This is a genomic window from Actinotalea solisilvae (assembly GCF_016464425.1).
In the GTDB taxonomy this organism is placed as follows: Bacteria; Actinomycetota; Actinomycetes; order Actinomycetales; family Cellulomonadaceae; genus Actinotalea; species Actinotalea solisilvae.
Genome location: NZ_JADDKQ010000016.1, coordinates 29,625 through 43,682 on the forward strand (window position 1 = coordinate 29,625; position 14,058 = coordinate 43,682).

Here is a 14,058-nt window from a genome sequence, read left to right on the forward strand (position 1 = left end):
GCGCCGCGGCCGCCGTCCGCGTCAGACGGGCTGCGCGTGCCCCACCGTCGCGCGGTTGACCCAGTGGTTCCACCCGCCGCCGCTGAGGACGCCGATGACGACCGGCGCCTCGGACGCGGCGCCCGTGGCGTCGGTGCGGTGCCACCACAGGAGGGACCCGCCGTCGGGCTGGGCGTGCTGGGTGACGAGGTCGTCGCGCCCGTCGCCGTCGACGTCGGCGGCGTACTGGCGCGAGAGGAAGTAGTCCCAGCCGCCCGCGTAGAGGCCGGTGAGCTTCTGGGCGGTGCCCGCGAACGCGCCGCCGACGGACGGCCGCACGAGCATCTCCAGGCCACCGCCCCGCTGGACGCGGCTGCTCACGAGGTCCTCGCGCCCGTCGCCGTCGACGTCGGCGAGCAGCTCGCGCCCGAAGGTGAAGGACCACCCCTCGGTGGGCGGTCCGCCCGCGACCGGGCCGGCAGCCGCGAACCCCGTGCCGGTGCTGAGGTGGACGACGTGCCGCACGCCGTCGTCGCCCGCGAACGTGAAGCCGCCGTCCGTGCTCACGAGGTCGGCCCGCGCGTCGCCGTCGACGTCGCCCAGGGCGTACCTGATCTGGAAGAACGGCTGGCGCCACGGCCGGGCCGGGTCCTGCAGCTGCGCCCACAGGACCGGGTCGGCGAACCCCGTGCCCGTGCTCCGGTGCACCCACACGTTCGCCTGGAGGTCGCCGGGCGCGAGCGGGTTGAGGTGGACGCTCACGACGTCGTCGAGGCCGTCGCCGTCGACGTCGCCGACGAGCTGGCGCGAGTGCTCCCACGACCAGCCGCCCGTGCGCAGGTCCTCCCACACGTGGGGCGTGGGGTCGGGCCCGCCGCCGACGACCCACAGGAGCAGTCCGCCGTCGGGCTGCCGGTGCGAGATCAGCCAGTCCGGGCTGCCGTCGTCGACGCCCGAGACGTCGCCGAAGTCGCCGGCCTCCGTGCGGGAGGAGCCCCAGTCCCACCCGCCGGCCACGAGCGACGTGACGAGCTGGGGCCGGCCGAACGCGGGGTCGCCCGACGCGAGCGGCACCTCCCACAGGTTCACCCCGCCGTACGGCAGCCAGTGGGTGATGTCGAGGGCGGGGGCGCCGTCGTCGTCGACGGCGGCTGCCGGGGAGCCCGTGAGTGCGGTGCCCGCGAGCACCGCGAGGACGACGAGACCGGTATGAGGTCGCATGGCACACCCCCGCGCCCGGGGGGCTGTCCCCCGTGACCGTTTCACCGTAGCCACCCCGCACGCCCTCCGGGGAGGGTTCGCGTCATGGTCATCCGTCCGGCCGCACGGGGTGGTGGGATGGGCCCATGACCCGCGAGCTGCCGCCCGTCCGGACCGTCGGGCCCGGGACCGACCTGACGCCGGACGAGGCCGCCGCCGTGCGCGCGCTGGCCGCCGCCGCGCACGAGCACGACGGCGTCGAGGCGCTCGGCGAGCAGACGCTGCTCGACCTGCGCGGTGGCGCCCCGGTGCGCCACCTGCTGCTCGCACCCCCGCCGCACGCGGCGCCGTCCCACGGACGCCCCGCGCCGCTGCTCGGCTACGCGGCCGTGCGTCACGCGGACGACGGTGCCGCCGAGAGCGCCGAGCTCGTCGTCGACCCCGCGCACCGGCGCCGCGGCGCCGGCACCGCGCTCCTGGCGGCCGTGCGGGCCGCGGGCGACCCGCCCGTGTGGGCGCACGGGAACCTGCCGGGCGCCCGGGCGCTCGCGGCGCGCGCCGGGAGGGCCGTCGTCCGTGAGCTGTGGCAGATGGCCGTCCCGCTCCCGGCGCCCGGGGCCGCGTCCGGGACCGCGCCCGAGGGCGTCGTCGTGCGGCCGTTCGTCGTCGGGCAGGACGAGGAGGCGTGGCTGCGCGTCAACGCGCGCGCCTTCGCCGAGCACCCGGAGCAGGGCCGGATGACGCTCGCGGACCTCCGGGCCCGCGAGGCGGAGCCGTGGTTCGACCCGGGAGACCTCCTGCTCGCCGAGCAGGACGGGCGGCTGGTGGCGTCGGTCTGGATGAAGGTCGAGCCGGGGTGCAGCGCGGGCGAGCTGTACGTGCTCGGCGTCGACCCGGACGCGCAGGGCCGCGGGATCGGGCGCCTGCTCACCGCGCGCGTGCTCGAGCACCTCGCGGACCGCGGCCTGCGCGAGGCGGTCCTCTACGTCTCCGCCGACGACGCCGTCGCCGTGCGCACGTACGAGCGCGCCGGCTTCACCGTCGCCCGGGCGGACGTGCAGTACCGCTGACGAGCAGTACCGGCGGACGTCCAGTCGCGCCGAGCCCACCACGATCACGGGCGTGGCCTCGTCTCCCGCAGTTCACCTGGTGGTGCGACGATGGCGGCCATGACGACCGATGCGCGCACGGACGCCGTGACGGACCTCGCCGAGCAGGACGACGCGACCACCCCCGAGCTCGACCACGCGGCGGAGACCGCGGAGCCCGAGGGCGGGCCCGACGTCGACGTCGACGACGAGTCGGGCGACGTCGACCTCGACGCGTCGGGCGACGTCGACGACGCTGCGGACGACGACGCACCCGAGGCCGAGCCGGCGCCCGCGCCGGAACCCGCCACCGTGCGCACGGAGCGCGCCGAGCGTGCCGCCGACCGCGCCGAGCGCGCGCGGGAGAAGGCCGTGGCGCGCCTGGACCGCGAGGCCGCGGCGCTCGTCGAGACGCCGATCGAGCCGCCGCCCACGATCGCGACGCCCGAGCTCGCCGAGCCGGCGTCGCCCGGCGCGGACGACCTCGCCGCCGACGGCGGCCCGGCCGCGGAGCCGCTGCCCGAGGACCGCTTCGGCGACCGCGAGCTCTCCTGGCTCGCGTTCAACCAGCGCGTCCTCGAGCTCGCCGAGGACGAGTCGCTGCCGCTGCTCGAGCGCGTGCGCTACCTCGCGATCTTCGCCTCGAACCTCGACGAGTTCTTCATGGTCCGGGTCGCCGGCCTCAAGCGCCGCATCGCGACGGGCATGGCCGTGACGGCGGCGTCGGGCCTGTCCCCGCGGCAGGTGCTCGAGGCCATCGACGCCCGCGCGCAGGAGCTCATGGAGCGGCACTCCGACGTCTTCGCGCGCCAGGTGCAGCCCGCGCTCGACGCCGAGGGCATCGCGCTCGTGCACTGGGACGAGCTGGCCGCGGACGAGCAGGAGCGGCTGCACAAGTTCTTCCGCAAGCAGATCTTCCCGGTCCTCACGCCGCTCGCCGTGGACCCCGCGCACCCGTTCCCGTACATCTCGGGGCTCTCGCTCAACCTCGCCGTCGTCGTGGTCAACCCGACGACCGGCAAGGAGCACTTCGCGCGCGTCAAGGTGCCCCCGCTGCTGCCGCGCTTCATCGCGGTCGACGCGCGCGGCCGGCCGAGCGCGCCGAGCACGCAGACGGCCGACCCCGAGAAGGGCCCGACGTCGTTCGTCCCGCTCGAGGACGTCATCGCCCAGCACCTCGACTCGCTCTTCCCGGGCATGGAGGTCGTCGAGCACCACACCTTCCGCGTCACGCGCAACGAGGACGTGGAGGTCGAGGAGGACGACGCCGAGAACATCCTCCAGGCCATGGAGAAGGAGCTGCTGCGGCGCCGGTTCGGCCCGCCGGTGCGGCTCGAGGTCGCCGAGGACATCGCACCGCGCGTGCGCCAGCTCCTCGTGCGCGAGCTCGGCGTCGACCCGTCGGAGGTCTACGAGCTGCCCGCACCGCTCGACCTCACGGGCCTCAACCTCATCGCCGACCTCGACCGCGCGGACCTGCACTTCCCGCGCTTCGTCGGCGGCACGCACCGCCACCTCGCCGAGGTCGAGAGCGCCAAGCCGACCGACATCTTCGCCGCGATCCGGGCGCGCGACATCCTGCTGCACCACCCGTACGACTCGTTCGCGACGTCGGTCCAGGCCTTCCTCGCCCAGGCGGCCGCGGACCCCAAGGTGCTCGCGATCAAGCAGACGCTCTACCGCACGTCCGGCGACTCCCCCATCGTCGACTCCCTCATCGACGCGGCCGAGGCGGGCAAGCAGGTGCTGGCCCTCGTCGAGATCAAGGCGCGCTTCGACGAGCAGGCCAACATCTCGTGGGCCCGCAAGCTCGAGCAGTCGGGCGTGCACGTCGTCTACGGGATCGTCGGCCTCAAGACCCACTGCAAGCTCTCGCTCGTCGTGCGCCAGGAGAGCGACGGCCTGCGTCGCTACTGCCACGTGGGCACGGGCAACTACAACCCCAAGACGGCGCGCCTCTACGAGGACCTCGGTGTGCTCACGGCGGACCCGGAGGTGGGGCAGGACCTCACGCGCCTGTTCAACCAGCTCTCGGGCTACGCGCCCAAGGCGAAGTTCCAGCGCCTGCTCGTCGCGCCGCGGTCCGTGCGGTCCGGCCTCGTCGAGCGGATCGAGCGCGAGCGCGAGGCCCACCTCGAGGGCCGCCCCGCGTGGATCCGGTTCAAGGTCAACTCGGTGGTCGACGAGGCCACGATCGATGCGCTCTACCGCGCGTCCCAGGCCGGTGTGCCGATCGACCTCGTCGTGCGCGGCATCTGCGCCGTGCGCCCCGGCGTGCCGGACCTGAGCGAGACGATCCGCGTCCGGTCGATCCTCGGCCGGTTCCTCGAGCACGCGCGCGTCTTCGCGTTCGCGAACGGCGGCGAGGAGCCCGAGGTCTTCATCGGCTCGGCCGACCTCATGCACCGCAACCTCGACCGGCGCGTCGAGACGCTGGTCCGCCTCGCCGACCCCGCGCACGTCGCGGAGCTGCTCGAGCTCCTCGACCTCTCCATGGCGCCGACGACGGCGTCCTGGCACCTGCGCCCGGACGGCACCTGGGACCGCCGGCACCTCGGCCCCGACGGCGAGCCGCTGCGCGACCTCCAGGAGCTCCTCATCACCCGCCAGCGCCGCCGGCCGGCGCGCGACCGGTGACCCTCGCGATCGACGGGCGCGCCGCCGCCCCCCTGGGGACGATCCACGCGGCCGGCGCCGTCGTGTGGCGCGAGCGCCAGGGCCGCATCGAGGTCGCGCTCGTCCACCGACCCCGCTACCGCGACTGGTCCTGGCCGAAGGGCAAGCTCGACGACGGCGAGGCGGTCCCCGCGGCCGCCGTGCGCGAGGTCGCGGAGGAGATCGGCGAGCACGTGGTCCTCGGCGTGCCGCTGCCGGCGCTGGACTACCGCACCGACGGGCGCCCCAAGCACGTCCGCTACTGGGCGGCGCGGGTCGCGACCGCTGAGGACGGCCCCGCGCTGGCCGCACGGCCGCACGTCCCGCCGGCCGACCTCGCCGAGATCGACGACGTCGTCTGGGTGAGCGCGCCGACGGCGGCCGACCTGCTCACGCGCGAGGCCGACCGCGGGCCCCTGCGCGCGGTCGTCGACCTCTGGCAGCGCGAGCGCCTGCACACGCACGCCCTCGCGGTCGTGCGTCACGCGCAGGCGGTCAAGCGCGGCGACTGGAAGGCCGAGGACGCCACGCGTCCGCTGACCACGACCGGGGTCGACCAGGCCGACGCGCTCGTCCCCGTGCTCGCCGCCTTCGGGGTCCGGCGGGTCGTCACGAGCCCGTGGGCCCGGTGCCTCGAGACCGTCGCGCCCTACGTCGACGCCGCCGGCCCCGCGCTCGAGCAGCACGACGGCCTGAGCCAGGGAGCGCACGACAAGGATCCCGGGCCGGCGCGTGAGCTGGCGCGGGCGGTCCTGCGCGCCCCGGACGCCACCGCCGTGTGCACGCACCGGCCGGTGCTGCCGACGGTGCTCGACGTGGTCGGCGGCGCCGCGCGCAAGTGGACCGTCGGCGAGCTGCCGCACCACGACCCGTGGCTGCGCCCGGGCGAGCTGCTCGTCGCGCACGTGACGCGCGGCCGGCACGTCGTCGCGATCGAGCGCCACCGGCCGCCGGTCGACGGCTGACCGCGTCGCGGCGGCGTCGTCCCAGAGGGCGCGCCGCCCGGCGGCGTCACCGCCCCGCGGCGTCAGCCGATGAGCGCGTTGAGCACGAAGAACATGAGGGCCGCGACCGCGGCGGCGGCCGGGATCGTGAGGACCCAGGCGACCGCGATGTTGCCCGCGACGCCCCAGCGCACCGCCGAGAGGCGCTTGGTGGCGCCGACGCCCATGATCGCGGACGTGATGGTCTGCGTCGTCGAGATGGGCGCCTGGAAGACGAACGCCGTCACGTAGAGGACGGAGGCGGCGACCGACTCCGCGACGAAGCCCCGCGCCGGGTCGAGCTCGATGACGCGCCGCCCGAGGGTGCGCATGATGCGCCAGCCACCCGCGTACGTGCCCGCGCTGATGGCGAGCGCCGCGGAGATCTTCACCCACAGCGGGATCTCGTGCGTGTCCTGGAACCCGCCCGCCACGAGCGCGAGCACGATGACGCCCATCGTCTTCTGCGCGTCCTGGAGCCCGTGCCCGAGCGCCATCGCCGCGGCGGAGGCCGTCTGGGCGATCCGGAACCGGCGCGTCACCTTGTGCGGGTTCGCGTTCTTGAAGACCCAGAGCAGCGCGAGCATGAGGAGGAACGCGAGGCTGAACCCGACGAGCGGGGACAGGATCATCGGGATGAGGACCTTGTCGAGGATGACCTCCCAGTGGACCGTGATCCCCGAGGCGAGGCCGACGCCCGTGAGCGCCCCGATGAGGGCGTGCGACGACGACGACGGCATGCCGAACCACCACGTGATGAGGTTCCACACGATCGCGCCGATGACGGCCGCGAGGACCATGATCAGGCCCGTGTGCGGCGGCCGCTCCCCCACGTCGATGATGCCGCTGCCGATGGTCGTCGCGATGCCCGTGCCGAGCAGGGCACCGACCATGTTGAAGATGGCCGCCATGATGAGCGCCGCGCGGGGCGTGAGCGCGCGCGTCGAGACCGAGGTCGCGATGGCGTTGGCGGCGTCGTGGAAGCCGTTGGTGTAGTCGAAGCCCAGGGCGAAGGCGACGACAACGACGACGAGCGCGATCTCCACGGAGACTCAGGACTCCTTGAGCGCGATGGTCTCGACGTGGTTCGCCACCTTCTCGAACGAGTCGGCGGCGGCCTCGAGGGCGTCCACGACCTCCTTGAGCTTCATGAGCTCGATGGCGTCGGTGCCGTCGTTGAACATCTCGGCGAGCAGCTTGCGGTAGGTCCGGTCGGCCTGGTTCTCGAGACGGTTGACCTCGACCCAGTACTCCGCCAGGTCCTTCATCGAGCGCAGGCGCGGCATCGCGTCGGCCGTGAGCTCGGCGCAGCGGCGCAGGACGTCGACCTGCTCGCTCACCAGCGGCGGGAGCGTGTCGAGCTTGTAGAGCACGATGAGGTCGCCGGCCTCCTCCATGTGGTCCATGCAGTCGTCCAGGCCGGACGCGAGACGGTAGATGTCGTCCCGGTCGAACGGCGTGACGAACGTCTGGTTGAGCAGCCGCATGATCGAGTGCGTCGACTCGTCGGCCGCGTGCTCGGCGTCGCGCAGCTGGGTGGCGACCACCTTCCGCTCGGGACGCTCGGCGCCGAGCAGCTGGCTCAGCAGGTCCGCACCGGTCACGAGGTGGCGCGCGGACTCCGCCAGCAGGTCGAAGAAGGTGGTGTTGCGCGGGGTCAGGCGCACGGGAGTCTCCGTCGGGAGAGGGGGGTCGGTCGCGCCCAGGCTAGGGCAGCCACGAGGTGAACACACAACCGCCAGCATGTCGCCCCGGACACATCCGGGTGACGTGGGTGAACGGCGGACCGACGCCAGGTGAACGCCAGGTGAACGCCGAGGAGCGCACCCGTCCGCGCCGGCACGGGGAGCCGGGACGGTGGTGGGGAGCGGGGAGGATGATGACGCCGGACCGCAGAGCGCCTGTCGGCGCGAAGGCCGCTCGAAGCGGCTCAAAGTGGAGCCCGGGGCTACCGCGGCCCGACGTCGTCGCTATTTTACCCACCGCGGGGCCGCGCGAGCCCCAGGGAGCTCAGTCGAGCACGCCCGTGCGCCACAGCGCGGCGGCGTGCTCGAGCTCCTCCGCCGTGCGGACCAGGCCCGACGCGCCCCGCGTCATGCGGTGTGCGAGGGCATGGTCGTGCTCGCCGACGTCGTCGGCGTCGAGCGCCGCGCCGGTCGCCAGGACGCGGCAGAACGCCGCGCCGCGCTCGAGCGCGACCGCCAGGTCGGCGGCGAACACCCCTGACAGGACGGCGTCCACGACCTGGGACACCTCGTCCGGCCCGGGCGGGCTCGCGACGCCCGCGACGACGTCGTGCACCTCGGCGCGCTGGACGCCCGTGCGGTACCGCTCGGACACGGTCCGCGGGTCCCGCCGCACCCACTCGCGCAGCACGTAGAGCCGCCACAGCGCACCCGGGAGCGTGTTGGGCGGGCTGTCGGCCCACATGCCCGCGACCGTGTCGAGACCCTCGGCCTCGACGAGGCTGACGAGCCGGCGCACGATCTCCGGGTCCTCCGCGGCCCGCCCCTGGTGGACGATCGCGTTGGCGGTGGTGTGGGCGACCTCCGACCGCAGCGCGGGGTCCATCTCGCCGGGCAGCTCGTCGGCGGCGCGCGGGTCGAGCATCGCGGGGCGGCGCGGCCGCGGCCGGTCCGACATCAGGCCCGGCCGTCCTGCGGCGCGAAGGTGAGCGAGACCGAGTTCATGCAGTACCGGTCCCCCGTCGGCGTCTGCGGCGCGTCGTCGAAGACGTGCCCCAGGTGGGACCCGCACCGCGCGCAGCGCACCTCGGTGCGCACCATGCCGAGGCTGCGGTCCTCGATCAGCTCGACGGCGTCGCCCTCCGTCGGCTGGTAGAAGCTCGGCCACCCGCAGTGCGAGTCGAACTTCGTCTCGGCCGTGAACAGCACCTGACCGCACGCGCGGCACGCGTAGGTGCCGACCCGCTTCTCGTCGAGCAGCTCACCCGTCCAGGGCCGCTCCGTGCCCGCCTGCCGCAGCACGGCGTACTCCTCGGGGGACAGCGCCTCGCGCCACTCCGCGTCGGACCTCGTGACCTCGTAACCCATGCTCTGGCCTCCTCCTCGGGCGGACGTCGTCGAGCGTACGTCCGCGTCACCGAGCCCAACACCGCGCCCGCCGCGTTTGGTCCCGGACGCCCGACGACGCCTCCCGGGAGATCCCGACCCATCCGCCCGGCCCGGCGCTCCGAACCACCCCCGACAGACGCACGACACGTTGCACGAGCACCGAGGAGCAGAACCCATGCGCACCCGACCCAAGACCACCGCCCGCACCACCGCCGTCGTCGCCGCCGTCGCCGCTTCCCTCGCCCTGACCGCCTGCTCGCCCGAGGCGCCCGTCGAGGAGGAGACGACGCAGATGCCCGCCGACACCGGCGAGGAGATGGAGATGGAGGACGCGACAGGGCTCATGCCGATGAGCACGGGCGACCCGTTCGCCGACGCCCGCACCGCGGCCCAGCACATGCCCGAGACGGCGCTCACGCTCGCGACCGGCCTCGCGACCGCGACCGGCACCGAGGGCGACGTCGCCTCCGAGGCCGCCGACCTGCGCGCGGGCCTCACGGCGCTGCTCCAGGAGCACGTCTACCTCGCGGGCATCGCGGTCGCGACCGCCTACACGGCCGGGCCGGACTCGGCGGAGTTCGAGGGCGCCGCGGCGACCCTGGACGCCAACTCCGTCGACCTCTCGACCGCGATCGGCAGCCTGGCCGGCCCCGAGAAGGAGGCCGCCTTCCTCGAGCTCTGGCGCTCGCACGTGACCAACTTCGTCAGCTACGCGGTGGCCGCGCAGGGTGGCGACCAGGCGGGCAAGGACCAGGCGCTGACCGACCTCCAGGCCTACACCGTCTCGGCCGGCCAGTTCTTCGAGGAGATCAGTGCGGGCGCCCTGCCCGCCGCCGCGATCACCGAGTCGCTCGGCATGCACATCACGACGCTCAGCGCGGCGATCGACGCCATGGCCGCGGGCGACCCGACGGCCTACGCCAAGCTCCAGGACGCCTCGGAGCACGTCGCCATGGCGGCGGGCACGATCGCGGGCGGCCTCGACACGGCGCTCGACCTCGAGGGCGACCCGGCGGACGCGGCGTCGTCGCTGCGCTCGGGCCTGACCCAGCTGCTCCAGGAGCACGTCTACCTGGCCGGGATCAGCGTCTTCACCGCGTACACGGCCGAGGGCGGCGTCGACTCGCCCGCCTTCGCGGCGGCGGCCGGCGAGCTCGACGGCAACTCCGTCGCGCTCTCGGAGGCGGTCGGCTCGCTCGCGGGCCCGGAGAAGGCCGAGGAGTTCCTCGTCACGTGGCGCGACCACATCGGCTTCTTCGTCGACTACGCGGTCGCCGCGGCCGGTGACGACGCCGAGGGCATGGCGGCGGCGCTCGAGGCGCTCGACGCCTACCGTCCGGCCGCCGGCGCGTTCTTCGACGAGGTGAGCGGCGGGGAGCTCCCGGCCGACGCCGTCGCCGAGGAGCTGGGCCACCACGTCGAGACGCTCGCGGGCGCGATCGACTCGCTCAAGTCGGCCCTCGTCGGCTGACGCACCAGGGCGGCAGGGTGGTGCCGGTCGGCGCGAGCCCGTCGGCACCACCCGCCGGACCCGGGCTGGCGGTGCCGGTCGGCGCGAGCCCGTCGGCACCACCCGCCGGACCCGGGCTGGCGGTGCCGGTCGGCGCGAGCCGGTCGGCACCACCCGCCCGGCCCGGGCTCGGCGGGCTCGACGCAGCGGTCCGCGCCACGCCTGGCAGACTCGGGCGCGTGGCGCACCCTTCCGGCACCGACGAGGCCACCGGTCTCGACGCCGAGGCGCTCATGGTCGCCGTCGCCCGGGGCGACCAGCAGGCCTTCGCCGCGCTGTACGACGTCGTCTCGCCCGGCGTCCACGGCGTGGCCCGCGCCGTCCTGCGGGACCCGGACCACGCGGCCGAGGTGACCCAGGAGGTCATGCTCGAGGTCTGGCGCACCGCGGCCCGCTACGACCGGTCCCTCGGGACCGTCCGCACCTGGGTCCTCACGCTCGCCCACCGCCGCGCCGTGGACCGCGTCCGGTCCGTCCAGGCCCAGCGCGACCGCGACCAGCGCGTGCTGGACGGCGAGCAGCACACACCGTTCGACGTCGTCTCGGAGGAGGTGGAGGACACCATGGAACGTCGCCGCGTGCGCGGGTGCCTCGGCACCCTCACCGAGACCCAGCGCGACGCCGTCGTGCTCGCGTACTACGGCGGCCGCACCTACCGCGAGGTCGCCGAGGAGCTCGGCGCCGCGCTCCCCACCGTCAAGAGCCGGATCCGGGACGGGCTCCTCCGCCTGCGCGACTGCCTGGGGGTGGCGGCATGAGCGACCGCGAGCAGCCGCACCCTGGGGGCCCTGTCGGCCCCGCCGGACCTTCCGCGCCCGACGACGGCTCGCGCGACGACGGTGTCCGCGACCTGCTCGGTGCGTACGCCCTCGACGCCGTCGACGACCTCGAGCGCCGCGCGGTCGAGCGCCTCGTCGCGCGGGACACCGACGCCGCCGCGGAGCTCGCCCAGCTCCGCGCGACCGTCGCGGAGCTCGCCGCGACCGACGCGGCCCCGCCGCCCGCGGGGCTGCGGGCCGCCGTCCTCGCCCAGGTCGCGGCGACGGTGCAGGACCGACCCACGGCCATCGACGCCGTCACGGCGCCGCGCCCGCGGCGCACCTCCTCCGGGCGCCCGTCCGGCCGCTGGCTCGTCGCCGCGGCCGCGGCCGCCGTCGTCGCCCTCGCGGTCCCGTCGTCGGTCGCGTGGCAGCAGCACCAGCGCGCCGTCGTCGCCGAGCAGCGGTCGGCCGACCTCGCCGAGCTGCTCGCCGCGCCCGGCACCGAGGTGCTGCGCGGCGACGTCGACGGCGGGGGCACCGCGGTGGCCGTGCTGGCCGCCGACGGCGCCGTGCTCGTCGCCGACGGCCTCCCCGCGCTCGACGCCGACCAGACCTACCAGCTCTGGGCGATGCGCGACGGGGTCCCGGTGCCCGCCGGGCTCTTCGAGCCGACGTCGGGCAGCGCGCAGGTCGCGGCCGAGGACTACCGCCCCGGCGACGGCCTCGCGGTGTCCGTCGAGCCCGCGGGCGGCTCCGCCCAGCCGACGACGACGCCGGTCGTGGTCCTGCTCCCCTCCTGACCTGCGCTGCAGGTCAGAACAACGCGGGCGTTGCGGCGGCGCGGCTCGCGGGCAGCCGAGTCGCAATGCGCGCGACCGGCGGATCCGAGACCTTCGGCGGCGGGCCGCTCGCTGGATCGGCACGGTGCGTCAGGGCAGGCGGGGACGCCGACGCGGCACGCCTCGGTGGTGAGGGTCCTCGGTCGGACGCCCGGGCATCGGGTGGGGGCCGTCCCGCGGGCTCCCTCGCTCGGGCGGGGTCGCTCGCTCGGGCGGGGTCGCTCGCTCGGGTGGGCTCGCTCGCTCGGACGGGGTCGCTCACTCGCGCGGTCTCGCTCGCTCGCGCGGTCTCGCTCGCTCGGGCGGTCTCGCTCGCTCGGGCGGGGTTGCTCACTCCCGTGGGCTCGCTCTCCGTGGTGCCGCTGGGCCGTCGCCCGCCGGCAGGGGCGAGGGGCGGGCTTCCGCGATCGGCCGGCGCGTGGTCTCCGGCCCCTCGCTCCTGCGGGCACACGACGCTGCCGTCGGGACGCGTGAAGACGAAGCCGTGGTCGATCCGCGAGATCCGCAGGTCGAGCCGGTGGACGATCTCGTGGTGGTACCAGCACAGGAGCACGCCGTTGTCGACGGACGTGGCCCCGCCGCGCGAGAACCAGCGGATGTGGTGCACCTCGCCGAGCACCGGTGGAGCGGTGCACGTCGGGTAGCGGCAGTGGCGGTCGCGCGCGATGACCGCGCGGCGCAGGTGCTTGGTGTAGGTGCGCTCGGCCTGTCCGACGTCGAGCACCTGCCCGGCCGGGCCGAAGACGACGCGCGTGATCTCGCTGTCGCACGCGACGCGCGCGAGCACGGACGCCGGCAAGGGCTCGCCAGCCTCGAGCTCGGCCGGGGCGAGGAGCGCGCGCGGCTCCGCATTGGCACCGGCACCGGCACCGGCACCGGCGTCGGTGCGAAGTCCCGGAACGTCGTCGGGGGAGGGCGCGCCGGACGGGGTGCGCGACGCTGCGTTCGCGGCCCGCTCAGCGAGCGCCTCCAGCGTCCCGTACGGCACGAGCACGCTCAGGTGCGGCCGGACCTGCGCCCCCTGCCCGGACAGCCCGCGGTCGAGGACGAGCCGCGACAGGTCCGTCAGGGCGGCCGCGCGCCGCTGGTCGGGTGTCCGTTCGTCGTCGCGGGCCGGGACGCCGGCGACCGACCGCAGCGCCGTCTCGAGGACCGCACCGTGCTCGTGCGTGAGGAACCCGGTGAGCGCGAGCCCGTCGCGCCGGCGCGCGAGCACCAACGACTCGCGCGACACCGCGTCCGTGTGCTCGCGCTCGGCGGCTGCGCCGTCGACGGCGACCGCCCAGCGCCGGGCCACCTTGCGGAACTCGTCCACCGGCAACCGGCGCGCCTGCTCCACGAGGAAGGCCTCGTTGCGGTCCGCCTCCGCGCCCGTCAGCGCCGAGCGCCGCTGGGGCGAGCTCATCCCGACCTCGGCGATCGCGTCCGCGTGCCCCGCCGTGATCTGCCCGCTGACGACCGCCTCGCGCGCCGCGGGCAGATCCGCCAGCGCGCGCCCCAGCGTGAGCTCGCGCCGCGCCGCGCCGAACGCGACCCCCTCCCGACGGGCCGCCCAGCCGACCACCGTGCGGTCCGCACCGCCCACCGCCCACCGCCCGTCCGCCTCGACCGCGGCGAGGAGCGTCGCCGACGCCACCTGCACCTGGTCCCCGACGAGCCGCAGGACCCGGCGCGCACCCGCCGCGGCGGGTCCGTCGAGCTCCCGCAGAGGGAGCGAGGCGAGCGACGCGGCGTCCGCGGCCAGACGCGCGAGCAGGTCATCGAGCCCGCTCGCCGCCTCGCCGACCGCCGTACCGGTCACCACGCTCAACCGCTTCCTCCTGGTTCGCCCCGCTTTCATACAAGTGTACGAACGCGGTCTGACACGGATCGGTTCTCCACAGGACGAGTTCTGGCGGGCCACCTCTCGGCCACGACGACCCGCCCGAAGGCCGACGACGTCCCGCCGGCGCGTCCGTCGCCGATCACG

12 protein-coding genes are annotated in these 14,058 nt (G+C 75.3%); 6 read left to right on the plus strand and 6 right to left on the minus strand.

The features are described from left to right. Positions 1-21: 21 nt before the first annotated feature. A complete protein-coding gene (locus JIG38_RS13340; protein WP_199424311.1) occupies positions 22-1,200 on the minus strand; it encodes an FG-GAP repeat domain-containing protein in 1,179 nt (392 codons plus the stop codon). A 125-nt stretch (positions 1,201-1,325) separates the two neighbouring features. On the opposite strand from JIG38_RS13340, the gene mshD reads away from it, so the two are divergent. The 3 genes from mshD to JIG38_RS13355 all read left to right on the plus strand — a co-directional run bounded on the left by mshD (position 1,326) and on the right by JIG38_RS13355 (position 5,887). After that, positions 1,326-2,249, plus strand: coding sequence for a mycothiol synthase (gene mshD, locus JIG38_RS13345; protein ID WP_199424312.1), 924 nt, complete (start codon positions 1,326-1,328; stop codon positions 2,247-2,249). 99 nt (positions 2,250-2,348) lie between these two features. Continuing rightward, on the plus strand, positions 2,349-4,904 hold the full coding sequence (locus JIG38_RS13350) for an RNA degradosome polyphosphate kinase (RefSeq protein ID WP_233404984.1): 2,556 nt from the start codon (positions 2,349-2,351) through the stop codon (positions 4,902-4,904). Next, positions 4,901-5,887: an NUDIX hydrolase gene (locus tag JIG38_RS13355; RefSeq protein ID WP_307844917.1), complete on the plus strand. Its 987-nt coding sequence runs from the start codon at positions 4,901-4,903 to the stop codon at positions 5,885-5,887. The genes JIG38_RS13350 and JIG38_RS13355 overlap by 4 nt, the downstream gene beginning before the upstream one ends. Before the next feature lie 62 nt (positions 5,888-5,949). On the opposite strand, the gene JIG38_RS13360 is transcribed toward JIG38_RS13355, so the two are convergent. The 4 genes from JIG38_RS13360 to msrB form a co-directional block, all read right to left on the minus strand. Then, the gene (locus tag JIG38_RS13360; protein WP_199424313.1) at positions 5,950-6,951 is read right to left on the minus strand and encodes an inorganic phosphate transporter; all 1,002 of its coding nucleotides are present in this window, start codon (positions 6,949-6,951) and stop codon (positions 5,950-5,952) included. Positions 6,952-6,957: 6 nt separating this feature from the next. Continuing rightward, the gene (locus JIG38_RS13365; RefSeq protein WP_307844918.1) at positions 6,958-7,572 is read right to left on the minus strand and encodes a DUF47 domain-containing protein; all 615 of its coding nucleotides are present in this window, start codon (positions 7,570-7,572) and stop codon (positions 6,958-6,960) included. 343 nt (positions 7,573-7,915) lie between these two features. Then, positions 7,916-8,515 carry a hypothetical protein gene (locus tag JIG38_RS13370; protein WP_199424393.1) on the minus strand — a complete coding sequence of 200 codons (600 nt, stop codon included), beginning with the start codon at positions 8,513-8,515 and terminating at the stop codon, positions 7,916-7,918. A 32-nt stretch (positions 8,516-8,547) separates the two neighbouring features. Continuing rightward, the gene (gene msrB / locus JIG38_RS13375) at positions 8,548-8,958 is read right to left on the minus strand and encodes a peptide-methionine (R)-S-oxide reductase MsrB (RefSeq protein WP_199424315.1); all 411 of its coding nucleotides are present in this window, start codon (positions 8,956-8,958) and stop codon (positions 8,548-8,550) included. A gap of 196 nt (positions 8,959-9,154) precedes the next feature. On the opposite strand from msrB, the gene JIG38_RS13380 reads away from it, so the two are divergent. The 3 genes from JIG38_RS13380 (at position 9,155) to JIG38_RS13390 (ending at position 12,050) form a co-directional block, all read left to right on the plus strand. After that, positions 9,155-10,450 (plus strand): hypothetical protein, encoded by a 1,296-nt coding sequence (locus JIG38_RS13380; RefSeq protein WP_199424316.1) that lies wholly within the window; start codon positions 9,155-9,157, stop codon positions 10,448-10,450. A gap of 218 nt (positions 10,451-10,668) precedes the next feature. Then, positions 10,669-11,247, plus strand: a complete 579-nt coding sequence (gene sigK / locus JIG38_RS13385) for an ECF RNA polymerase sigma factor SigK (protein ID WP_307844919.1) — start codon at positions 10,669-10,671, stop codon at positions 11,245-11,247. Continuing rightward, a complete protein-coding gene (locus JIG38_RS13390; RefSeq protein ID WP_199424318.1) occupies positions 11,244-12,050 on the plus strand; it encodes an anti-sigma factor in 807 nt (268 codons plus the stop codon). Before sigK ends, JIG38_RS13390 begins: the two co-directional genes overlap by 4 nt. A 13-nt stretch (positions 12,051-12,063) precedes the next feature. On the opposite strand, the gene JIG38_RS13395 is transcribed toward JIG38_RS13390, so the two are convergent. Continuing rightward, positions 12,064-13,893: an HNH endonuclease gene (locus tag JIG38_RS13395; protein WP_307844932.1), complete on the minus strand. Its 1,830-nt coding sequence runs from the start codon at positions 13,891-13,893 to the stop codon at positions 12,064-12,066. Positions 13,894-14,058: the final 165 nt, after the last annotated feature.